Source organism: Mycolicibacterium sp. Y3 (assembly GCF_051188035.1).
GTDB classification, from domain to species: Bacteria; Actinomycetota; Actinomycetes; order Mycobacteriales; family Mycobacteriaceae; genus Mycobacterium; species Mycobacterium fluoranthenivorans.
This window is the reverse complement of record NZ_JAVQLT010000001.1, coordinates 129,803-150,396: the sequence shown is the minus strand read 5'-3', so window position 1 is coordinate 150,396 and position 20,594 is coordinate 129,803. Positions and strand designations below refer to the sequence as shown.

At 67.9% G+C, this 20,594-nt stretch carries 19 protein-coding genes; 12 read left to right on the top strand and 7 right to left on the bottom strand.

Annotated features, from left to right (window positions below; all coding sequences use genetic code 11):
- Positions 1 to 21: 21 nt before the first annotated feature.
- The 7 genes from QN239_RS00685 to QN239_RS00655 form a co-directional block, all read right to left on the bottom strand.
- On the bottom strand, positions 22 to 1,218 hold the full coding sequence (locus QN239_RS00685; RefSeq protein WP_499007654.1) for an NAD(P)/FAD-dependent oxidoreductase: 1,197 nt from the start codon (positions 1,216 to 1,218) through the stop codon (positions 22 to 24).
- Positions 1,215 to 2,540, bottom strand: a complete 1,326-nt coding sequence (locus QN239_RS00680; RefSeq protein ID WP_499007652.1) for an FMN-binding glutamate synthase family protein — start codon at positions 2,538 to 2,540, stop codon at positions 1,215 to 1,217. Before QN239_RS00680 ends, QN239_RS00685 begins: the two co-directional genes overlap by 4 nt.
- On the bottom strand, positions 2,541 to 3,242 hold the full coding sequence (locus QN239_RS00675) for a protein glxC (RefSeq protein ID WP_499007651.1): 702 nt from the start codon (positions 3,240 to 3,242) through the stop codon (positions 2,541 to 2,543).
- Positions 3,230 to 4,099 (bottom strand): class II glutamine amidotransferase domain-containing protein, encoded by an 870-nt coding sequence (locus QN239_RS00670; protein ID WP_499007649.1) that lies wholly within the window; start codon positions 4,097 to 4,099, stop codon positions 3,230 to 3,232. The genes QN239_RS00675 and QN239_RS00670 overlap by 13 nt, the downstream gene beginning before the upstream one ends.
- A 21-nt stretch (positions 4,100 to 4,120) precedes the next feature.
- On the bottom strand, positions 4,121 to 5,425 hold the full coding sequence (gene glnT / locus QN239_RS00665) for a type III glutamate--ammonia ligase (protein ID WP_499007647.1): 1,305 nt from the start codon (positions 5,423 to 5,425) through the stop codon (positions 4,121 to 4,123).
- Positions 5,426 to 5,538: 113 nt separating this feature from the next.
- The gene (locus QN239_RS00660) at positions 5,539 to 6,798 is read right to left on the bottom strand and encodes an ammonium transporter (protein ID WP_499007646.1); all 1,260 of its coding nucleotides are present in this window, start codon (positions 6,796 to 6,798) and stop codon (positions 5,539 to 5,541) included.
- A 93-nt stretch (positions 6,799 to 6,891) separates the two neighbouring features.
- Positions 6,892 to 7,470 carry a nitroreductase family protein gene (locus tag QN239_RS00655; RefSeq protein WP_499007644.1) on the bottom strand — a complete coding sequence of 193 codons (579 nt, stop codon included), beginning with the start codon at positions 7,468 to 7,470 and terminating at the stop codon, positions 6,892 to 6,894.
- A 104-nt stretch (positions 7,471 to 7,574) separates the two neighbouring features.
- Between QN239_RS00655 and QN239_RS00650 the strand changes: the two genes are divergently transcribed.
- From QN239_RS00650 to egtE, 12 genes are all read left to right on the top strand, one after another.
- Positions 7,575 to 8,840: an aspartate kinase gene (locus QN239_RS00650; RefSeq protein ID WP_499007643.1), complete on the top strand. Its 1,266-nt coding sequence runs from the start codon at positions 7,575 to 7,577 to the stop codon at positions 8,838 to 8,840.
- Positions 8,841 to 8,874: 34 nt separating this feature from the next.
- Complete coding sequence (locus tag QN239_RS00645) at positions 8,875 to 9,906, top strand: aspartate-semialdehyde dehydrogenase (protein ID WP_187097231.1); 1,032 nt, start codon at positions 8,875 to 8,877, stop codon at positions 9,904 to 9,906.
- A 49-nt stretch (positions 9,907 to 9,955) separates the two neighbouring features.
- Entirely contained in the window at positions 9,956 to 11,026 is a 1,071-nt protein-coding gene (locus QN239_RS00640; protein ID WP_499016466.1) for a DUF4185 domain-containing protein, read from the top strand.
- Between the two features lie 150 nt (positions 11,027 to 11,176).
- Positions 11,177 to 13,432, top strand: a complete 2,256-nt coding sequence (gene treS / locus QN239_RS00635; protein WP_499007641.1) for a maltose alpha-D-glucosyltransferase — start codon at positions 11,177 to 11,179, stop codon at positions 13,430 to 13,432.
- Between the two features lie 53 nt (positions 13,433 to 13,485).
- Positions 13,486 to 13,899, top strand: coding sequence for a hypothetical protein (locus QN239_RS00630; RefSeq protein WP_499007639.1), 414 nt, complete (start codon positions 13,486 to 13,488; stop codon positions 13,897 to 13,899).
- A gap of 140 nt (positions 13,900 to 14,039) precedes the next feature.
- Positions 14,040 to 14,564 carry a hypothetical protein gene (locus QN239_RS00625; protein WP_499007638.1) on the top strand — a complete coding sequence of 175 codons (525 nt, stop codon included), beginning with the start codon at positions 14,040 to 14,042 and terminating at the stop codon, positions 14,562 to 14,564.
- Between the two features lie 31 nt (positions 14,565 to 14,595).
- Complete coding sequence (locus QN239_RS00620) at positions 14,596 to 15,234, top strand: sensor domain-containing protein (protein ID WP_499007636.1); 639 nt, start codon at positions 14,596 to 14,598, stop codon at positions 15,232 to 15,234.
- Between the two features lie 106 nt (positions 15,235 to 15,340).
- A complete protein-coding gene (gene egtA / locus QN239_RS00615) occupies positions 15,341 to 16,594 on the top strand; it encodes an ergothioneine biosynthesis glutamate--cysteine ligase EgtA (protein WP_499007635.1) in 1,254 nt (417 codons plus the stop codon).
- Positions 16,591 to 17,886, top strand: a complete 1,296-nt coding sequence (gene egtB, locus QN239_RS00610; protein WP_499007634.1) for an ergothioneine biosynthesis protein EgtB — start codon at positions 16,591 to 16,593, stop codon at positions 17,884 to 17,886. The genes egtA and egtB overlap by 4 nt, the downstream gene beginning before the upstream one ends.
- Positions 17,879 to 18,571: an ergothioneine biosynthesis protein EgtC gene (gene egtC, locus QN239_RS00605; protein ID WP_499007633.1), complete on the top strand. Its 693-nt coding sequence runs from the start codon at positions 17,879 to 17,881 to the stop codon at positions 18,569 to 18,571. The genes egtB and egtC overlap by 8 nt, the downstream gene beginning before the upstream one ends.
- Positions 18,568 to 19,518 carry an L-histidine N(alpha)-methyltransferase gene (gene egtD / locus QN239_RS00600; RefSeq protein ID WP_499007632.1) on the top strand — a complete coding sequence of 317 codons (951 nt, stop codon included), beginning with the start codon at positions 18,568 to 18,570 and terminating at the stop codon, positions 19,516 to 19,518. The genes egtC and egtD overlap by 4 nt, the downstream gene beginning before the upstream one ends.
- Positions 19,515 to 20,594, top strand: coding sequence for an ergothioneine biosynthesis PLP-dependent enzyme EgtE (gene egtE / locus QN239_RS00595; RefSeq protein WP_499007630.1), 1,080 nt, complete (start codon positions 19,515 to 19,517; stop codon positions 20,592 to 20,594). Before egtD ends, egtE begins: the two co-directional genes overlap by 4 nt.

Genomic DNA, 20,594 nt, shown 5'->3' with positions numbered 1-20,594 from the left:
GGTTCGACTCTGCTCTCCTGCCTAGCGCATCTCGCCCGCGCCGACGTAGGGGTAGGGGCTTCTGAGTAGATCCTCCTCGGCAAACCGGGACAACCGGAAATCGGTCTCCGGGATGCGCGGGTCGGTACTGCGACCGTCGACGACGAGATCGGCGACCAGCCGCCCCACGGCCGGGGCGATCTTGAAGCCATGCCCGCTGAATCCGGCGGCCACGATGAGTCCGTCGATTCCGGTGCGTGAGATGACCGGATTCCAGTCCGGGGTGACGTCGTAACAGCCCGCGTAGCTGCTGGCGATGGCGGCGTCGGCGAGACGGGGGAACCGGGTGCTGATCTTGTCGACGGTCAGGTCGACGAAGGCGTCATCGGCGCGGTTGGAATACGCGTCGGGATCGGCGATGTCCAGTGCCACCAGATCGGAGTTCCCGAACAGCAGCTCCCCGTTGGGTTCCGGGCGGATGTACTGCAGGGAGACCAGATCGGAGAACACCGGGACCTGCCCGAGATCGACGCCGGGTTTGATCATCATGATCTGTTCCCGGTGCACCTCGATGGGTACGTCGATCCCGTAGGGCGCGAGGAGCGGACGGGTCCACACCCCGGTCGCGATGACGACGGTGCCGGCGGACACCTCGGTGCCGTCGGCCAGGCGCACTCCGGTGACCTTGTCGCCGTCGGTGAGTAACGCGGTGACCTCGGTGCCCTGCCGGACCCGCACACCCGCGGCGCGTGCGGATACCGAGAAGGCCTGCGCGGTCTGGTAGGCGTCACCGTAGCCGCCCCGGGCTTCCCAGCCGAACGCGGCGAACGGCTCCAGGTCGGCCCACGGCCACATCGCCGCGACGTCCGCGGCGTCGATCTCCTCGGTCTGTACGCCCACCTCACGTTGGGCGGCCAGGCTTTTGCGCAGGTTCTCGACGTTCGGTGCGCCGACCCCGACGACATAGCCGGTCTGCCGGAACCCGATGTCGAGTGCGTGATCCCCCAAGAAATGTTGAGGGTTCTCGAACACCTCCAGGCCGACGGTGGCCATCGCGGCCAGCGAACTGACCCCGTAGTGGCAGCGCACGATGCCGCTGGACTTGCCGGTCATCCCCGAGCCGACGGTATTGCGTTCGGCCACAAAGACATCGGTGACCCCGCGTTGGCTCAACGCCCACGCCGCGGCGGCCCCCTCCAGTCCGCCGCCGACGATGACGACATCTGCGGTCTCGCTCATGAGCCGGGAATCCAGTTCGTACCGGCCAGCGGTACCCGTGCCATGGCGGCGGCCTCGATGGTGACGGCCACCAGGTCCTCGGGTTCCAGATGGGTGACATGCGCCTTGCCGCAGGCCCGCGCGATGGTCTGGGCCTCCATGGTCAACACCCGCAGGTAGTTGGCCAGCCGCCGGCCACCCTCGACCGGGTCGAAACGTGCGGCCAGTTCGGGGTCCTGGGTGCTGATCCCGGCGGGGTCGCGGCCGTCCTGGAAGTCGTCGTAGAAACCGGCTGCGCTGCCCAGCTTTTCGTACTCGGCGCCGTAGCGGGGATGGTTGTCGCCGAGCGCGATCAGCGCCGCGGTGCCGATGGCCACCGCGTCGGCGCCCAGGGCCAGCGCTTTGGCCACGTCGGCGCCGGACCGGATGCCGCCACTGACGATCAACTGCACTTTTCTATGGACATCGAGTTCCTGCAGGGCCTGCACCGCCTGCGGGACCGCGGCCAGGGTGGGGATGCCGACGTGTTCGATGAACACCTCCTGGGTGGCGGCGGTGCCGCCCTGCATCCCGTCGACCACCACCACGTCGGCGCCGGCGTGCACCGCGAGCTTGACGTCGTAGTAGGTGCGGGTGGCCCCGACCTTGACGTAGATGGGCTTCTCCCAGTCGGTGATCTCGCGCAGCTCGTTGATCTTGATGGTCAGATCATCGGGCCCGGTCCAGTCCGGATGCCGGCAGGCACTGCGCTGGTCGATCCCCTCGGGCAGCGTGCGCATCCCGGCCACCCGCGGTGAGATCTTCTGCCCCAACAACATTCCACCGCCACCGGGTTTGGCCCCCTGGCCCAGCACCACCTCGATGGCATCGGCCTTGCGCAGGTCGTCGGGGTTCATCCCGTAGCGCGACGGAAGGTACTGGTAGACCAAGTTCTTGCTCTGGCCGCGTTCCTCGGGCGTCATCCCACCGTCGCCGGTGGTGGTGGAGGTGCCCGCTTCGCTGGCGCCGCGACCCAATGCCTCCTTGGCCGGCCCGGACAGCGCCCCGAAGCTCATACCCGCGATGGTGACCGGGATGTCCAGGTGCAGTGGGTGTTTGGCATGACGGTCGCCGAGCACCACATCAGTGCCGCAGCGCTCCCGGTAACCCTCCAGGGGGTAACGCGACATCGACGCACCCAGGAACAGCAGGTCGTCGAAATGGGGAAGCGGCCTCTTGGCGCCCCAGCCCCGGATGTCGTAGATCCCCGTCTCGGCGGCCCGCTGGATGGCGGCGATGGTGGGGCGGTCGAAGGTGGCGGACTCGCGCAGGCCCAGCCGGGCCCGGTCATCAACTGAAGTCATTTAGTAGCTCGCAGAGTTGTCGACGTGGAAGTGGTAGAGGTTGCGTGCCGATCCGTACCGGGTGTACTCCGCGGTGTCGTCGGCGTAGCCGGCTGCGGCGAGTAGCTCGGCCAGTTCGGCATGGTGTTCGGTACGCATGGGTTTGGCGATGCAGTCCGCGCCCAGCGAGGCGACCTTGCCCCGCACGTAGATCCGGGCCTCGTAGATCGAATCCCCCAGGGCCTCACCGGCATCACCGCGTACCACCAGTCGCCCCGCCTGGGCCATGAAGGCGCTCATGTGGCCGATGTTGCCGCCCACCACGATATCGACGCCTTTCATCGAGATACCGCAGCGGGCCGCCGCGTCACCTTCGATCACCAGCAGGCCGCCGTGCGCGGTGGCCCCGGCGGACTGCGACGCGTTGCCGGTGACCCGCACCGTGCCGCTCATCATGTTCTCGGCCACCCCGGTGCCGGCGTTACCGGCGATGGTGATGTCAGCGAGCTGGTTCATCCCCGCGGCGTAGTAGCCGACATGTCCCTCGATGCGCACCCGCACCGGTGCGTTGAGTCCGACGGCGACATTGTGGGCGCCGTCGGGGTGGGCGATGAGGAAATCACCTTCGATTCCCGGCTGGTGCAGCACCGAGTGGACCTCGCGCAACGGTGAGGTGCGCAGATCGAAAGACTCAACCGATAGCGTGGCCCCTACTTTTTCCATGCGTACACAACCTCCGGTTCCGGTTCCCAGATCTTGGCTTCTTCGACACCGGGCAGGCCGGCCAGCGCGCGGTATTCACTGGCCATCGCCACCCAGTCGGGTGTCTCGGCGATGACTGCCGGCTTGCAGGCGATGGCGTCACGGACCACCGCGAACGAGTCGCGGTCGGACACCAGCAGCGTGTAGAAACCGTCGAAGGTGGCGCACAGTTCCTTCAGCGCGCCTTCCACGTCCCGCCCGTCGGCCAGCGCTTTGGCGACGAATCGGGCGCCGACCTCGGTGTCGTTCTCGCTGTCGAATTCGACTCCGGCCCTGCGTAGTTCGCGCCTGATGGTGGCGTGGTTGGCGAACGATCCGTTGTGCACCAGGCACTGCTGCGGGCCGACGGTGTAGGGATGGCAGCCCGACGGGGTGACGGCCGACTCGGTGGCCATCCGGGTGTGTCCGACACCCTGCCAGCCCTGGGCCTTGGCCAGCCCCCAGCCCTCGGTCAGGGTACGTGGATTGCCGACACCCTTGAGCACGGCCAGATCGGCTCCGAACCCTGCGATCAACGCGTCCGGGTAGGCCGCCCGTACCCGGGTGAGCAGTTCCTCCGACGGCTCGTCGGCGGTCAGGATATAGGTCGAATCAACCTGTACCACTGCAACATCGGGGCCCAGGTCGGGGGCCTTCTCGATATCGGTCACCGATACGCACCCCCGGCCCGGCGGTGACCACGCCGGGTCGCCGTAGACGGCCACCCCGGCCGAATCCGACCCGCGGTCCGACATTTCACACAGCATTCCGGTGAGCAGTTCGCCCAGCCGGGGATAGAGCTCCGGCGTGCGTAGGTGTAACCCCACGATCCCGCACATATGTTGTCTCCCTTGAAAGTTTCAGAACGCGGTCAGATAGGAATCGACTTCCCACGGCGCCACGGTGCCGTGGTAGGCGAAGAACTCGTCACGTTTGAGGCCGGCGAAGTAGGACGCGACGCCCTCTCCGGCGGCGTCGAGTACCCCGGTGATCACCGGGTCGGCCTCCAGTTCGTCGATGGCGTGCAGCAAGGTGGGCGGCAACGTCGACGGGCCCTGCGCGCCCACGGCACCGGGGTCGAGGCTGCGCTTGATGCCGTCGATGCCGGCGCCGAGCGACGCCGCGATCGCCAGGTACGGGTTGGCCGAGCCGTCGCCGCCCCGCAATTCGACGCGCTGGTTGTCGGGCACCCGGATGTAGTGGGTGCGGTCGTTGCCGCCGTAGCTGGGCTTGCGCGGTGCCCACGATGCCCCCGACGACGTGGTGGTGGCACCGGTTCGTTTGTAGGAGTTGACGGTGGGGGCCACCACGGCCTGCAGTGCGCAGGCGTGGTCCAGGATGCCGCCGATGAACCCGTATGCGGTGTCGGACAGACCCAGGCCCCGCGGGTCCTCCTGGGCCGGGAACACTGGGACACCCGCGCTGGTGAGCGACATGTGTAGGTGCAGTCCGTTGCCGGTGCGATCGGCGAACGGCTTGGGCATGAACGTGGCGACCATGCCGCGCTCGGCGGCGATCATCGACAACAGGTAGCGCAGCGTGATCACCCGGTCGGCCGTGGTCAGCGCGTCGGCGAACTCGAAGTTCTGCTCGAACTGACCGTTGCCGTCCTCGTGGTCGTTGGCGTAGTTGGACCAGCCCAGTGCGTTCATCGCGGTGGAGATCGAGGTCAGGTGGTCGTACATCCGCGTGACACCCCGTGCGTCGTAACAGGGTTGGGCCGCGGTATCGGCGGTGTCGGCGGTGACCAGGCTGCCGTCGGCGTCGCGGCGCAGCAGGAAGTACTCCACCTCCGCGCCCACCCAGGGCTCGAAACCGGCGTCGGCGGCCCGCTGGATCAAGCCCTTGAGGATGACCCGCGGTGCGTACGGCCACGGCTTGCCCTCCACGTGCGGATCGCAGTGCACCAGCGCCAGACCCTCTTTGATGAACGGGATCGGGGTGAACGACGCCGGGTCGGGAATGGCCATCAGATCGGGGTCCTTGGGCTCCTGGCCCATGGCGCCCACGGCGTACCCGGCGAATCCCACTCCCTCGGTGGCCAGCTGGTCGACGGCCTCGACGGGAACCAGTTTGGCGCAGGGCTTTCCGCGTAGGTCGACGAACAGCGCGAGGATGAATCGGGTGCCGGATTGCTCGGCCTGGGTGGCAAGATCGGGCGGCATAACTGTCTCCTAATAAGAACCAATGTATCGTACGGTGAAACTCGAATGGGCCAAAGAAACCCCGGTGACCAGCCGGCGCAGGAGTGCTGCGCCGGCTGGAGCCGGGTTGGGATCTAGGCGGGTGCGAGCTCGTAGGCCGCGTCCCGGTGGACGTGAGTGTCGATGCCCTTTTCTTCTTCTTCGGGCGAGATGCGGATGCCGATCGTCTTCTTGATGGCGAAGGCGATGACGAACGCGATGACGAAGGAGTAGGCCATCACCGCGCCTGCCGCGAGGGCCTGCTTCCAGAGCTGACCGAATCCGCCGCCGTAGAACAGGCCGTTGGTGGCATTCGGCATGGAATCACTGGCCAGGAAGCCGATCATCAGGGTGCCGATGACACCGCCGACGAGGTGCACGCCGACCACGTCCAGCGAGTCATCGTAGCCGAACTTCTCCTTGAGCCCCACCGCGAACGGGCAGATGGCTCCGGCGACCAGGCCGAGGACGATGGCGCCGACCGGGGTGACCGCACCGCAGGCGGGGGTGATGGCGACCAGACCGGTGATCGCGCCGGCCGCGGCACCGACGCCGGTGACATGACCGTCCTTGAACTTCTCGACGGCCAGCCAGGCCAGGGTGGCGGCGCAGGTCGCGACGAACGTGGTGACCATGACGATGGCGGCCGAGTTACCGGCGGCAAGGGCCGAACCACCGTTGAATGCGTACCAACCGGCCCACAGCAGGCCCGCGCCCAGCAGGGTCAGCGGGACGTTGTGCGGCTTGCGCAGCTGACCCCAGTTGGCGGCCTTGCCGAGCACGATGGCGACGGCCAGCGCCGCCGCGCCGGCGTTGATGTGCACCGCGGTGCCGCCGGCGAAGTCGATCGCCTTGAGGCTGTTGGCGATCCAGCCACCGACCGAGTCCTTGGTGACCACACCGTCGAAGGCGAACACCCAGTGCGCGACGGGGAAGTACACCAGCACGGCCCACACCGTGGCGAACAGCATCCAGGCGCCGAACTTCATCCGGTCGGCTGCCGCACCGGAGATGAGCGCCACCGTGATGGCCGCGAACAGTGCCTGGAACAACGCGAACAGGCTGACCGGCAGACCGCTGATGGTCGTCTGCGATTCCAGAAGATCCTTCATACCGGCGAACTCGGTGAAGCTGCCGACCAGTCCGGAGCCGCCGATCGAGGTGCCGAAGGTCATCGAGAAGCCGAACAACACCCAGAGCACACCGACGATCGCGACCGCGCCGAAGGTCATCATCATCATGTTGGTCGAGCTCTTGACGGAGACCATGCCTCCGTAGAAGAGCGCAAGGCCGGGGATCATCATCGTGAGGCCGATGATGCAACAGAGCATGAACGCGGTGGTACCGGTATCCATATACGTCTCCTGAGGGGGTGCGGCCGCCAGGCCGATCACTGGCAGTAGACGATGTTTCTGTTACGTGGACTGTTGTGTGGTGTTGCGGGCGAGTTACGGCTCACACGGCCAGTTGAGCACGAGCCGGTCCAGGGGCAGCCGTTCCCGGGGCCGGCTGTCGCGCTCGACGACGGCGGCGTCGGCCTGTGCGTAGTCGCCGAGGGAGCCCACGGCGATCACCGCGAGCGGACGGAGCCCGGCCGGGAGATCGAATGCCCCCCGCGCGCCGTCGGTGTCGAACCCGGCCATCGGATGCGCGATCAGACCGCGCGACACCGCCTCGATGCTCAGTGCGGCGATCGCCGCACCGGCGTCGACGGCGGCATAGCGCGCGGTGCGCTCGTCCTCGCCGTCGTCGGCGCACACCAGGATCAGCGCACCCGCCGCACGGGCGTAGCTGTTACCCCTCTTGAGCAGGCCCGCCAGAGTGGTGAATGTCTCATCCCCGCGTATCCCGACGACGTAGCGCACCGGTTCGCGGTGCCCCCAGGTGGCCGACCAGCGCGCCGCCTCCACCAACGCCGTCAGGTCGTGGCGGCTGACCACCGAGGACGGGTCGAAAGCGCGCGGGCTCCAGCGGGCCGCGATGGGCGGATGGATCGGCACGCTGGTGCGCGCCAGGCGGTCGCTCATGCCCACCGAAGCTACCGGGAAGCTACCGGCAGGTGGAGGAGTAAAAACCGGTGTCCGGACCCCTTATCCTTGTGGGGACATCCCGGCGGTTGAGAGGTTCTACAGTGGCGCTCGTCGTGCAGAAATACGGCGGATCATCGGTGGCGGACGCCGATCGGATTCGGCGCGTCGCCGAGCGCATCGTGGAAACCAAGAAGGCCGGCCATGACGTGGTCGTCGTCGTCTCCGCGATGGGTGACACCACCGATGACCTGCTGGATCTGGCTCGCCAGGTATCCCCGGCGCCGCCCGCGCGCGAGATGGACATGCTGCTCACCGCCGGTGAGCGCATCTCCAACGCGCTGGTCGCGATGGCCATCGAGTCGCTCGGCGCGCAAGCCCGTTCGTTCACCGGTTCACAGGCCGGCGTCGTCACCACCGGCACGCACGGCAACGCCAAGATCATCGACGTCACCCCGACCCGCCTGCGGGAAGCCCTCGATGCGGGCCAGATCGTCCTGGTTGCCGGATTCCAGGGCGTCAGCCAGGACAGCAAGGACGTCACCACGCTGGGCCGCGGCGGTTCGGACACCACGGCCGTCGCCCTGGCCGCCGCCCTGCACGCCGATGTCTGCGAGATCTACACCGACGTCGACGGCATCTTCACCGCCGACCCGCGCATCGTGCCCAACGCCAAGCACCTGGACACCGTCTCCTTCGAGGAGATGCTGGAGATGGCCGCCTGCGGCGCCAAGGTGCTGATGCTGCGCTGCGTCGAATACGCCCGCCGATACAACGTGCCGATTCACGTCCGTTCGTCGTACTCGGACAAGCCCGGAACCATTGTCAAAGGATCGATCGAGGACATCCCCATGGAAGACGCCATCCTCACCGGAGTCGCGCACGACCGCAGCGAGGCCAAGGTCACCGTCGTGGCATTGCCCGACGTCCCCGGCTACGCCGCCAAGGTGTTCCGCGCCGTCGCCGACGCCGACGTGAACATCGACATGGTGTTGCAGAACATCTCGAAGGTGGAGGACGGCAAGACCGACATCACCTTCACCTGCTCGAGGGAGAACGGACCGAGTGCGGTGGAGAAGCTGACCGCTCTCAAGGACGAGATCGGGTTCTCCCAGGTGCTCTACGACGATCACATCGGCAAGGTGTCGCTGATCGGCGCGGGGATGCGCAGCCATCCCGGGGTGACGGCGACCTTCTGCGAGGCGCTGGCCGACGCCGGCATCAACATCGACCTGATCTCCACCTCCGAGATCCGGATCTCGGTGCTGATCAAGGACACCGAGCTGGACAAGGCGGTGGCCACGCTGCATGAGGCCTTCGGCCTCGGGGGCGATGAGGAAGCCGTCGTGTACGCAGGGAGCGGGATCTAGCGATGTGGGGCGAGCGAAGCGACGGGGTCAAATAATGGTTTCCATCGGTGTGGTGGGCGCGACCGGTCAGGTCGGCCAGGTGATGCGGGCACTGCTGGAGGAACGGGACTTCCCGGCCACGTCGGTGCGGTTCTTCGCCTCGCCCCGTTCGGAGGGCAAGAAGCTCACCTTCCGCGGCCAGGAGATCGAGGTCGAGAACGCCGAGACCGCCGACCCGTCCGGTCTGGACATCGCGCTGTTCTCCGCGGGCGCCACCATGTCGCGGGTGCAGGCACCCCGATTCGCCGCCGCCGGGGCCGTCGTCGTCGACAACTCGTCGGCGTGGCGCAAGGACCCCGACGTGCCGCTAGTGGTCAGCGAGGTCAACTTCGCGCGAGATGCCGCCAACCGTCCGAAAGGCATCATCGCCAATCCGAACTGCACCACCATGGCCGCGATGCCCGTGCTCAAGCCGCTGCACGACGCCGCCGGCCTGACCCGGCTGATCGTGTCGAGCTACCAGGCGGTTTCGGGCACCGGCCTGGCCGGTGTCGAGGAACTGGCCACCCAGGCGCGCGCGGTGATCGACGGTGTCGAGGGACTGGTGCACGACGGACGTGCGGTGGACTTCCCGGCTCCGGTGAAATACGTTGCGCCCATTGCCTTCAACGTGGTCCCGCTGGCCGGTGCGCTGGTCGACGACGGTTCCGGTGAGACCGACGAGGATCAGAAGCTGCGCAACGAGAGCCGCAAGATCCTCGGTATCCCCGACCTGCTGGTATCCGGCACCTGTGTGCGGGTGCCGGTGTTCACCGGCCACTCGCTGTCGATCAATGCCGAGTTCGCCGAACCCCTTTCGCCCGCACAGGCGCGCGAGCTGCTGGCCGGTGCGCCGGGGGTGAAGCTGGTGGACGTCCCCACACCGTTGGCCGCCGCAGGTGTGGACGAGTCGCTGGTCGGCCGGATCCGTCAGGATCCCGGAGCGCCGGACGGGCGTGGACTGGCGCTGTTCGTCTCCGGTGACAACCTGCGTAAGGGTGCCGCACTGAACACCATCCAGATCGCCGAACTGCTGGCTCAGGGCTAATTTGCGCCGAGGTGCACATTTGGGCGCGAAAGTACGAGTGGTGTGCGCCATTTCGTCGGTCTCGGCGCTGGTGTTCGCGGTGCCGGCCCAGGCCGACCTCGGCTTGGCACCCGGCCAGGTGATGCGCCTGGGCCCGGTGGCCGGAACGGGCACCGATACCGGCGACTACGGTGTCGGCGCGACGGACCTGTGTGAGTTCATGGAGTTCCCCAGCCGGATGCTGCAGGTGTGCGGCGACAGCTTCGCGGGCCAGGGCGTCGGATTCGGCAACTGGTATTCGCCCGTGGCCTTGCACGTCGATCCGGACTCGATCGCCGACCGCGTGCGGGTCACCGGGGTCACCGGGGTGACGACGCCGCTGCTGGCCGACCGGCCGCCGGTGGGTGCGTCGCAACTGCCGGCCGGGATCGTGTCGATCAACCGGGCGAACTACATGCTCGTCACCACCACCCACGATCTCAAACCCGATTCCTCGCGCCTGGTGAAAGCCGATGCGGCACAGCCGAACTGGCCCACCGTACCCAAGTCTCGGCGCGACGCCTCCTATGCCGGCGGTGCGCAGTCGCAGATCAGCGGATACTACGACCCGATTCCGGCCCGCGACTCGCCGAGCGGCTGGGTGTATATCGTGGCCGACAACTTCGACCGCACCAGCCCGGTGTTCCTGTACCGGGTGCCGCCGGCCGATTTCACCGACCGCAGTCGCTGGCAGGGCTGGTCGGCGGCGCGGGGCTGGGGCCACCCGCCCACCGCGCTGTGGAGCGATCGGGCCGGCGAGCTGAGCGCGCGCCAGATCGACGGTAAGACGGTGCTGTCCTATTTCAATGCCACCACGGGCAACATGGAGGTGCGCGTCGCCGACGATCCGACCCGGCTCGGTACCGCACCGGTCACCACGGTGGTGGTCGCCTCGCCGTGGCCGGACGCGCCCGAGGATCTGCCCGATCCGCGCGATAACAGCCTGGCCCAACCGTACGGCGGCTATATCTCGCCGGCGTCGACGCTCGACGAGTTGAGGGTGTTCATCAGCCAGTGGCACACCGCACCCGCCGACAATGCCCCGTACCGGGTGATCCAGTTCGCGGTGAATCCGTTGAAGCCTTGGGAGGCAACGGGTTAGCACAAACGCCCGGCCTCCCATGGTGTTCGCGTAGCATCGAGTCGGCGCTGTGCCCTCGCGTGTACAGGTCCCACGATGTTTGCGCGGAGCGGCACGTGGCAATACTGCCCCTCGGGGTAGCGCCGTCGTGGCACGTGAGGGAGGAGACAGATGTCGTCGCAGGCAGCTGGACCACCGGACCCCGCGGTGGACGGTCAGTCCAACGAGCCTGCCGAGATCACCTTCGACGAGCATCTGCATCCGGCTCGCCCCAAGACGTTGCGCTCCCGGCCGCGGGTGCGCACCCCGTTCGTGCGGCGGTCGCTGGCTCAGGACGGGCCGCCGACCGGCGCGAACCCCGCGTACGTCTCGTGGCTGCTGTCGCAGTCGATGCTGGCCGACGCCAACGAGATCAGCCAGCAGTTCTCCGGGCAGGGCTCGATGTGGCAGAACCCGTTCGCGCGGCCGAACCCGCGCGCGGCCGTCGACACCGCATCGGTGTGGTTCACCGCTTACCCGCTGTCGCTGATCACTCGGCCCGACGAATCGTTCCTCAAGGCGATGGCCGACGAGGAGATGTGGAAAGCGTTCGCGGAGATCGGTATTCAAGCGGTGCACACCGGCCCGGTGAAACGGGCGGGCGGCATCTCGGGCTGGCAGTTGACGCCGAGCGTGGATGGCCACTTCGATCGGATCAGCACCCAGATAGACCCCGCTTTCGGAACCGAGGACGAGTTCCGGCAGATGTGCGGCACGGCCAACTGGTACGGCGGCACCATCATCGACGACATCGTGCCCGGCCACACCGGCAAGGGTGCCGATTTCCGGCTGGCGGAGATGAAATACGCCGACTACCCGGGTATCTACCACATGGTCGACATCGATCCCCGGGACTGGGAGCACCTGCCGGAGGTCCCGGCCGGTGTCGATTCGGTGAACGTCGATTCCGCGACCGAGGATTGGCTGGACAAGGCCGGGTACATCATCGGCCGGCTGCAGCGGGTCATCTTCTACGCCGAGGGCATCAAGGAAACCAACTGGAGTGTGACCCGGCCGATCGTCGGTGTCGACGGTGTCGAGCGACGCTGGGTGTATCTGCACTACTTCAAGGACGGGCAACCCTCGATCAACTGGCTCGATCCCAGCTTCGCCGGTATGCGACTGGTGATCGGCGACGCACTGCACTCGCTGAGCGACCTGGGATCGGGTGGCCTGCGCCTGGATGCCAACGGGTTCCTCGGCGCGGAGAAATCGGCCGAGGATGACGTCGGCTGGTCGGAAGGCCACCCGCTGTCACAGGCGGCGAACCAGTTCATCGGAAGCATGGTGCGCAAGCTCGGAGGGTTCACCTTCCAGGAGCTGAACCTGACCATCGACGACATCCGGGACAACAGCATCGCCGGACCCGATCTGTCCTACGACTTCATCAACCGGCCCGCCTACCAGCATGCGCTGGCGACGGGGGACACCGAGTTCCTGCGCCTCACCCTGCGCACCACGCTGGAGACGGAGGTCGACCCGGCCTCGCTGGTACACGCCCTGCAGAACCACGACGAGCTGACCTATGAGCTGGTGCACTGGTCCGCCGGGCACCGCGACGATATCTACACCTACAAGGGTCACGAGGTCACCGGCGAAGAACTCGGGCAGACCATCCGCACCGATCTCACCGATGCACTCACCGGCCCGCACGCGCCGTACAACCTGGTCTTCACCACCAACGGCATCGCCTGCACCACCGCCACGGTCATCGCCGCAACCCTCGGTGTCAGCGATCTCGACGAGATCACCGATATCGACCGCATCCGGCGGGCGCATCTGCTGCTGGCCATGTTCAACGCGCTGCAGCCGGGGGTGTTCGCCCTGTCCGGCTGGGATCTCTGCGGGATGCTGACGCTACCGGCCGCGGAGATCTGCGAGCTCCTGCGCGGGGGCGACACCCGCTGGATCCACCGTGCCGCGCACGATCTGATGGGCGTCAACCCCGAGGCCAGTCACTCGGGTGCCGGCATGCCGCGTGGTACCAGCCTGTACGGATCCATACCGGAACAGCTCGCCGACGACACCAGTTTCCTGCGTCAGCTCCAGGCCATCCTGCGGGTCAGGACGCATTTCGGGGTGGCGACCAGCCGCCAGATCGACATCCCCGACGTCTCCCACCACGGCATGCTGGTCATGGTCCACCAGCTCGACGACCCGAACCAGATGCAGCTGACGGTGCTGAACTTCGCCAACGAGGACATCGCGGGCACCGTTCGCTCCGAGTACCTGCCCCCCGGTGCGGCGGTGTCGGACATGTTCAGCGGCAAGGTGATCGGCCATGTCGACGATCTGCACAGTTTTGCCGTCGAGATGTCGGTCCACCACGGGATGTCGCTGCTCGTGGAAGTGCCGCCCGCCGAGGGCGTGGCCGCGTCTCACAGCTGATTCATATTGCCCATCTAACCGGCACATTGCCCCGCGTCGGCATCATGGGAAGCATGAGCGATGAAGCCGAGACACCCACCACCCCGGTGGCCCCAGTGGCCACAGTGAACCCCGCGACCCCCGCCCCGCCGCAGCCGGTGGTCGTGGAGCCCAAGCGTCCGAACAAACTGTTCCAGGCCGTCGCCTGGGTGGGGATCGCCGCCGGCGCCACCTTCATCGTCGCGGTGGTGTTCTTCTCCGGGTTCTACCTGGGCAAGAATTCCGACGGCGGACACCGCGGCGGCCCGCATCGCGAGTCGGGCATGTTCCACCGGGAGGGGCCGCCGATGGGCCCGCCGCATATGTTCTTCCCGGGCGGTCCCGGTGACCGCGACGGCTTCCCGGGTGGCCCCGGTGGACCGGGTGGTCCCGGTGGGCAGCAGGGCCCGGCCGGGCCGGGTGGTCCGAACGTCATGCCGCGGCCCTAGACATTGATCGGCCATGGGGACATTAATCGGCCCTGGGGACATTAATCGGCGCTAGAGACATTAAGAGGACGGTCACGGGGGTCTGAGAATCCCCGTGACCTCTTGGCAGCAGCGGGTGACTCGTGAGAGTCTCGCTAACCATGACACGCCGACCGTCGCCTACCGTGCTGATGGTCGGTGTTGTGGTATTGGCGGCCATTCTGTCCTCGTGTGGATTCCGGGCCCAGTCCGCCGATGTGGCGACGTCGAGGATCTTCACCGTGGGCGACTGTGTGCAGATCCCCTCTGCGACTCCGGAAGCGCCCGCCCGCGCCGCCAAGTCCGCGTGCACGGCCGATCCGAGCTACACCGTCGGTGCCACCGCGGACGCGAACGGCAACTGCCCGAGCAACGAATACCAGCACCTGTCCACCCAATTGGCGGAGCCGGGCACGGCGCGACTCTGCCTGGTCCCCAATCTCGTGGCCCAGCACTGCTACACGATGGAGATGCCGATCGGTGTGGTGCAGAAGGCCGATTGCGCCGAACGGGGCTCGGAGCTGATCGTCCAGATCACCCAGCGGCTCGACGTGCGTGATCAGTCCGCATGCCCCGCTGTCGCCGGTTCCTACGCATGGCCGTATCCCGCCCCGGCCCGGACCTATTGCACCCAGACGCTTTTCTGACCGCGACACCGGTCCTGGCATGATCGATGCCATGCGCCTGACAGCAGTCGTGGCAGGTATGTGTCTGGCGGTCACGCCGACCGCCACCGCCTGGGCCAAACCGTCCGATCCCGGGGTGGTGAACTACGCGGTGCTGCCGAAGGGGTCGGTGGCCAATATCGTCGGTGCACCGCTGGGGTGGGGAACCGCGTCCACCGACCCGATCCAGACCTTCTCCGTCGACAACCCGGTCTGCAACAACTGGGCCGATATCGGCCTGCCCGAGGTCTACGACGACCCCGACCTGGCCTCGTTCAACAGCGCCCGGGCGCAGACCTCGGCCACCGACACCACGCACCTGATCAAGCAGGCGGTGGGCGTCTTTGCCACCGACGATGCGGCCACCCGGGCCTTCCACCGGATCACCGACCGCACCGTCGGCTGCGCCGGGCAGGCGACGGCGATGCACCTGGACGGCTTCGTCACGCAGGTGTGGACCTTCACCGGCGGTCCCGCCATGCCCGCCGACGCGGTGTGGATCAAGCAGGAAGCCGGGACCGACCGGCGTTGCTTCACCCAGACCCGGCTGCGCGAAAATGTTTTGCTACAAGCCAAGGTCTGTCAATCTGGGAACGGCGGACCTGCGGTCAACGTGCTCGCCGGTGCCATGCAGAACTCTCTGGGGCAGTAGCTGTGAGCAAAAGCCTTGGGAATATGTCGGACCCTTCTGGAAGATAAAGGGTAGTCAGAGAGAACGCCCCTCAGCGTCCAGACCCCCGGGGGAAGGAATGGCACGCATGACCACCGCCGCGTGGGATGTCGATTGCGCCTCCGGGGCCATGGCTGCGCGTATCGCCGAGGGCTGTCTGCGCGACGGTCCAGTCGGCGCGGTCGGGCTGGAGCTCGAAGCCCACTGTTACGACACCGAGGACCCGTCCCGCAGGCCGGGCTGGGCCGAGCTCGCCGATGTCATCGCCTCGGTGCCCACGCTGCCCGGCGGTAGCGCCATCACCGTCGAGCCGGGAGGGGCCGTCGAATTGTCCGGCCCACCCGCAGAGGGGGCGTGCGCCGCGATCGCGACGATCGCTGCCGATCGCACAGCGCTGAGCGCGGCGTTCGCCGCCCGTGGACTGGGTCTGGTGTTGCTGGGCACCGACCCGCTGCGCCCTGCCGAGCGAGTCCACCCCGGCCCCCGGTACCGGGCCATGGAGCGCTTCTTCGCCCGGTCGGGTACCGCCGGCGCGGCGATGATGACGTCGACCGCGTCGATGCAGGTGAACATCGAAGCCGGCCCGCGTGAGAGCTGGGCTGATCGGGTGCGGCTGGCGCACGCCCTGGGACCGACGATGATCGCCCTGTCGGCCAACTCCCCGTTGCTCGGTGGCCAGTTCACCGGCTGGCGCAGCACCAGGCAGCGGGTCTGGGGGCAGATCGACGCCGCGCGTTGCGGGCCCGTGCTCGGCCAGAACAGCGACGACCCCAGGGTGGACTGGGCGCGCTACGCGCTGCGGGCGCCGGTGATGCTGGTGCGCGCGACCGACGCCGACGCCCACACCGAGGCGGTGGCGGACTGGGTGACGTTCGCAGACTGGGCCGACGGCCGCGCGGCCCTCGGCGGCCGGCTGCCCACCGACGAAGATCTCGACTACCACCTGACGACGCTCTTCCCGCCGGTGCGTCCGCGGCAGTGGCTGGAGATCCGCTATCTGGACAGCATGCCCGACCATGTCTGGCCGGCTGTGGTGTTCACCCTGGTCACGTTGATGGACGACCCCGCCGCCGCGCAGATCGCGGCCGAGGCGACCGAACCTGTTGCCGCCGAATGGGATCTGGCGGCCAGGGTGGGACTGGGCGATCCGCGGTTGCAGGACGCGGCGGTGCGGTGCGTGACCGCCGCCGCCGAACGCGCGCCCGCCGAGCTGGCCGAGCCGATGGACCTCCTGCTGCGCAATGCGTCGGCCGGCCGCAGCCCGGCCGACGACCTTTCCGATCGGGTGCTCGCGGACGGGATTCCTTCCGTACTCGGACAATTGGCGAAGGGTGGGTCGTGACGTCACCAGAGGTGCTGGCCCGCGAACTCATCCGGGCCAGGGAACGTACCTTGGCGCTGGTCGATTTCGACGATGCCGAACTGCACCGCCAGTACGACCCGTTGATGAGCCCACTGGTGTGGGATCTGGCCCATATCGGGCAGCAGGAGGAACTCTGGCTGCTGCGTGACGGCAACCCGGACAGGCCGGGCATGCTGACACCGGATGTCGAACGGCTCTACGACGCGTTCGTGCATTCCCGCGCCAGTCGGGTCGAGCTGCCGCTGCTGCCCCCGACGGATGCCCGGGCGTATTGCCGCACCGTGCGTGACCGCGCCCTCGATGCCCTGGGAGCGGCGCGCACCGAGGACGAGCTGTTCCGGTTCGGTTTGGTGATCTCGCACGAGAACCAGCACGACGAGACGATGCTGCAGGCGCTGAACCTGCGCTCCGGCGCACCCATTCTCGGTACCGGCGCCCCCCTGCCCGCCGGCCGGCCCGGTGTCGCGGGTACCGCCGTGCCGGTGCCGGCGGGGCCGTTCACGCTGGGCGTCAACGCATCCGACGAGCCGTACTCGCTGGACAACGAACGACCCGCCCACACGGTGCACGTCGACGCCTTCCGGATCGGCCGGGTTCCGGTCACCAACGCGGAGTGGCGCGGATTCATCGAGGATGGTGGCTACCGTGAACCCCGCTGGTGGTCGGTGCGCGGGTGGGAACACCGGGAACAGGCGGGTCTGGTGGCACCGCAGTTCTGGAACGACGGAGCCTTGGCGGGCACCCGCACCAGGTTCGGGCATGTCGAGGAGATCCCGGCCGACGAGCCCGTACAGCACGTCACCTTCTTCGAGGCGCAGGCGTACGCCGCGTGGGCGGGAGCCCGGCTGCCGACCGAGATCGAATGGGAGAAGGCCTGCGCATGGAATCCCGCACTCCGGGAGCGGCGCAGATTCCCTTGGGGCAGTGCACCACCGACACCGGAGGTGGTCAACCTCGGCGGCGAGGCCATGCGCCCGGCCCCGGTGGGTGCCTATCCGGCCGGTGCGTCCGCGTACGGGGCCGAACAGATGCTGGGCGACGTGTGGGAGTGGACCACCTCGGCGCTGCGGCCCTGGCCGGGATTCCGGCCGATGATCTACGACCGGTACAGCGAACCGTTCTTCGAAGGCTCCGGGACCGGCGACTACCGGGTGCTGCGCGGCGGCTCGTGGGCGGTGGCCGCCTCCATCGTGCGGCCCAGCTTCCGTAACTGGGACCATCCGATCCGGCGGCAGATCTTCTCGGGCGTCCGGTTGGCGTGGGATGTGTAGGCATCTCGGGTGGCTGGGCGCTCCGGTGTCGGTATCGTCGCTGGTGCTTGAACCTCCAGAAGGCCTTGTGGTGCAGTCATATTCGCCACGACGGCAGAAGCACGGCCTGGTGAACGCCGACGGCTGGGGAGTGGGCTTCTTCTCTGCGCAGGGCGTACACCGCTGGCGCAGCGACAAACCGCTGTGGGGTGACGCTTCTTTCGCCTCGGTGGCGCCGGCGCTGCGCAGCGGCTGCGTGGTGGCTGCCGTCCGGTCGGCCACCATCGGGATGCCCATCGAACCGTCGGCGTCGGCCCCGTTCACCGACGGCACCTGGCTGTTGTCGCACAACGGCGTCGTCGACCGCGCGGTGTTGCCACCGTCCCGAGATGCCGAATCCACTGTCGACAGCGCCGTGCTGGCCGCGCACATCTTCGAGCGCGGGCTCGACGCGGTCGGCGATACCGTCGCCGCGGTGGGCGCCGCCGATCCCGGTGCGCGGCTGAACATCCTGGCCGGTAACGGCACCCGGCTGCTGGCCACCACCTGGGGCGACACCCTGTCGATCCTGGAACGCGCCGACGGTGTGGTGCTGGCCAGCGAACCCTACGATGATGACCCGGCCTGGCGCGACATTCCCGACCGTCACCTCGTGGCGGTGGTGCCCGGGGAGATCACCCTCACCCCTCTGGAAGGATCGGCATGACCACCGGCTTGCGCACGGATCTGGCCAAATCGCTGCGACGTGATGTGTTCGACGGCCTGCAGCAGACTCCGAAGACATTGCCGCCCAAATGGTTCTACGATGCCAAGGGCAGTGATCTGTTCGACCGCATCACCCGGTTGCCGGAGTACTACCCGACCCGCACCGAGGCGTCGATCCTGCGGGAGCGCGCCACCGAGATCGCCGCCGCCTCCGGGGCGGACACTCTGGTGGAGCTGGGTAGCGGCACCTCAGAGAAGACCCGGTTACTGCTCGATGCCTGGCGTGACAGCGGCGCGCTGCGCAGGTTCATCCCGTTCGACGTCGACCGCAGCGTGCTCCACGATGCCGCCGTCGCCCTTCGCTCCGAATACCCCGGCGTCGAGATCGACACCGTGTGTGGCGATTTCGAACGGGATCTCGGTGAGATCCCGTGGGTGGGCCGGCGGCTGGTGATCTTCCTCGGTTCCACCATCGGTAATTTCAACGCCGTACCGCGCGCGAAGTTCCTTGCCGCGCTGGCGGATACGCTGCGCCCGGGCGATGCGCTGCTGCTCGGCACCGATCTGGTCAAGGACACCGACCGCCTGGTACGGGCCTACGATGACAGCGCGGGTGTCACCGCCGCCTTCAACCGCAATGTGCTGGCCGTGGTCAACCGGGAGTTGGATGCCGACTTCGACCTCGACGCCTTCGAACATGTCGCCAAGTGGAACGGCGAACTGGAACGTATCGAGATGTGGTTGAGATCCGTTCCCGCCCAACGTGTTCACATCGGGGCCCTGGGCCTGACCGTGCACTTCGCGGCGGGAGAGGAGATGCTGACCGAAGTGTCCTGTAAGTTCCGGTCCGAGGGCGTGACCGCCGAACTGGAGGCGGCCGGGCTGCGCCGCACCCACTGGTGGACCGACCCGGCCGGTGACTTCGGACTCTCGCTGGCCGTCAAATGACACTCGCCGAGCAGTGGCGGGCCGCCCGGGTCGCCACCGCGGGTCTGCACCTGGACAGCGCCGCCTGCTCGCGGCAGAGCAACACCGTGATCGACGCCGCGGCCACACATGCCCGCCACGAGGCCGAGGTCGGTGGCTATGTCTCCGCCGAGGCCGCCACCCCGGTCCTGGACGCAGGCCGGGAAGCGGTGCGGGTGCTGGCCGGGATCGCGGACGCCGACGTGGTGTTCACGACGGGTTCCAATCATGCGTTGGATCTGCTGCTGAGCAGCTGGGCCGGCCCGCGAACGTTGGCATGCCCGCCGGGTGAGTACGGGCCCAACCTGGCGATCATGGCGGCCAACGACTTTCAGGTGCGTCCGTTGCCCGTCGACCCACTGGGCCGCCTGCTCGTGGATGAGGCCGAAGCGGTGCTGCGCGCCGATCCACCGGCGTTGGTGCACCTGACCGCGCTGGGCAGCCACCGCGGTGTCGCGCAGCCGCTGGCCGAACTGGCTCCGGTGTGCCGGGACCTCGGGCTGCCGCTGGTGATCGACGCGGCGCAGGCCCTCGGCCACCTCGACTGCGCAGTGGGAGCGGATGTGCTGTACTCCTCGTCGCGCAAGTGGCTGGCCGGCCCGCGCGGTGTCGGTGTGCTGGCCCTGGCACCGCAATTCGCGGGCGGGCTCGCCCCGCGGCTACCACCGCTGGAAAGCGGTGAGGCCAATATCGCCGCCCGGGTCGGCTATTCGCTCGCCGTCGGGGAGCACCTAGCCGCCGGACCGTCCGCGCTGCGGACGCGGCTCGCCGAAGTGGGGCGCTGGACACGGACCGCGCTGTCCGCCGTCCCGGGCTGGCGCGTCATCGAACCCGCCGACGAACCCACGGCATTGACCACGCTGGAACCCACCGGTGACGCCCTCCCGGCGCGAGTCCGGTCCCGGCTGATCGCCGAACACCGCATCGTGACCACCGCATGCGAACTGGTGCGCGCCCCTTACGAACTGATGCGACCCGTGCTGCGGGTGTCACCGCACGTCGATGTCACCGAAGCCGAGTTGGAACAGTTCGCCGAAGCGCTGGTGGCCTGTAGCTAG

Coding starts and splice junctions, on each gene's coding strand:
- QN239_RS00685 (WP_499007654.1), bottom strand. CDS start 1,218: ATGAGCGAGACCGCAGATGTCGTCATCGTCGGCGGCGGACTGGAGGGG.
- QN239_RS00680 (WP_499007652.1), bottom strand. CDS start 2,540: ATGACTTCAGTTGATGACCGGGCCCGGCTGGGCCTGCGCGAGTCCGCC.
- QN239_RS00675 (WP_499007651.1), bottom strand. CDS start 3,242: ATGGAAAAAGTAGGGGCCACGCTATCGGTTGAGTCTTTCGATCTGCGC.
- QN239_RS00670 (WP_499007649.1), bottom strand. CDS start 4,099: ATGTGCGGGATCGTGGGGTTACACCTACGCACGCCGGAGCTCTATCCC.
- glnT (WP_499007647.1), bottom strand. CDS start 5,425: ATGCCGCCCGATCTTGCCACCCAGGCCGAGCAATCCGGCACCCGATTC.
- QN239_RS00660 (WP_499007646.1), bottom strand. CDS start 6,798: ATGGATACCGGTACCACCGCGTTCATGCTCTGTTGCATCATCGGCCTC.
- QN239_RS00655 (WP_499007644.1), bottom strand. CDS start 7,470: ATGAGCGACCGCCTGGCGCGCACCAGCGTGCCGATCCATCCGCCCATC.
- QN239_RS00645 (WP_187097231.1), top strand. CDS start 8,875: ATGGTTTCCATCGGTGTGGTGGGCGCGACCGGTCAGGTCGGCCAGGTG.
- treS (WP_499007641.1), top strand. CDS start 11,177: ATGTCGTCGCAGGCAGCTGGACCACCGGACCCCGCGGTGGACGGTCAG.
- QN239_RS00630 (WP_499007639.1), top strand. CDS start 13,486: ATGAGCGATGAAGCCGAGACACCCACCACCCCGGTGGCCCCAGTGGCC.
- QN239_RS00625 (WP_499007638.1), top strand. CDS start 14,040: ATGACACGCCGACCGTCGCCTACCGTGCTGATGGTCGGTGTTGTGGTA.
- QN239_RS00620 (WP_499007636.1), top strand. CDS start 14,596: ATGCGCCTGACAGCAGTCGTGGCAGGTATGTGTCTGGCGGTCACGCCG.
- egtA (WP_499007635.1), top strand. CDS start 15,341: ATGACCACCGCCGCGTGGGATGTCGATTGCGCCTCCGGGGCCATGGCT.
- egtC (WP_499007633.1), top strand. CDS start 17,879: ATGTGTAGGCATCTCGGGTGGCTGGGCGCTCCGGTGTCGGTATCGTCG.
- egtD (WP_499007632.1), top strand. CDS start 18,568: ATGACCACCGGCTTGCGCACGGATCTGGCCAAATCGCTGCGACGTGAT.
- egtE (WP_499007630.1), top strand. CDS start 19,515: ATGACACTCGCCGAGCAGTGGCGGGCCGCCCGGGTCGCCACCGCGGGT.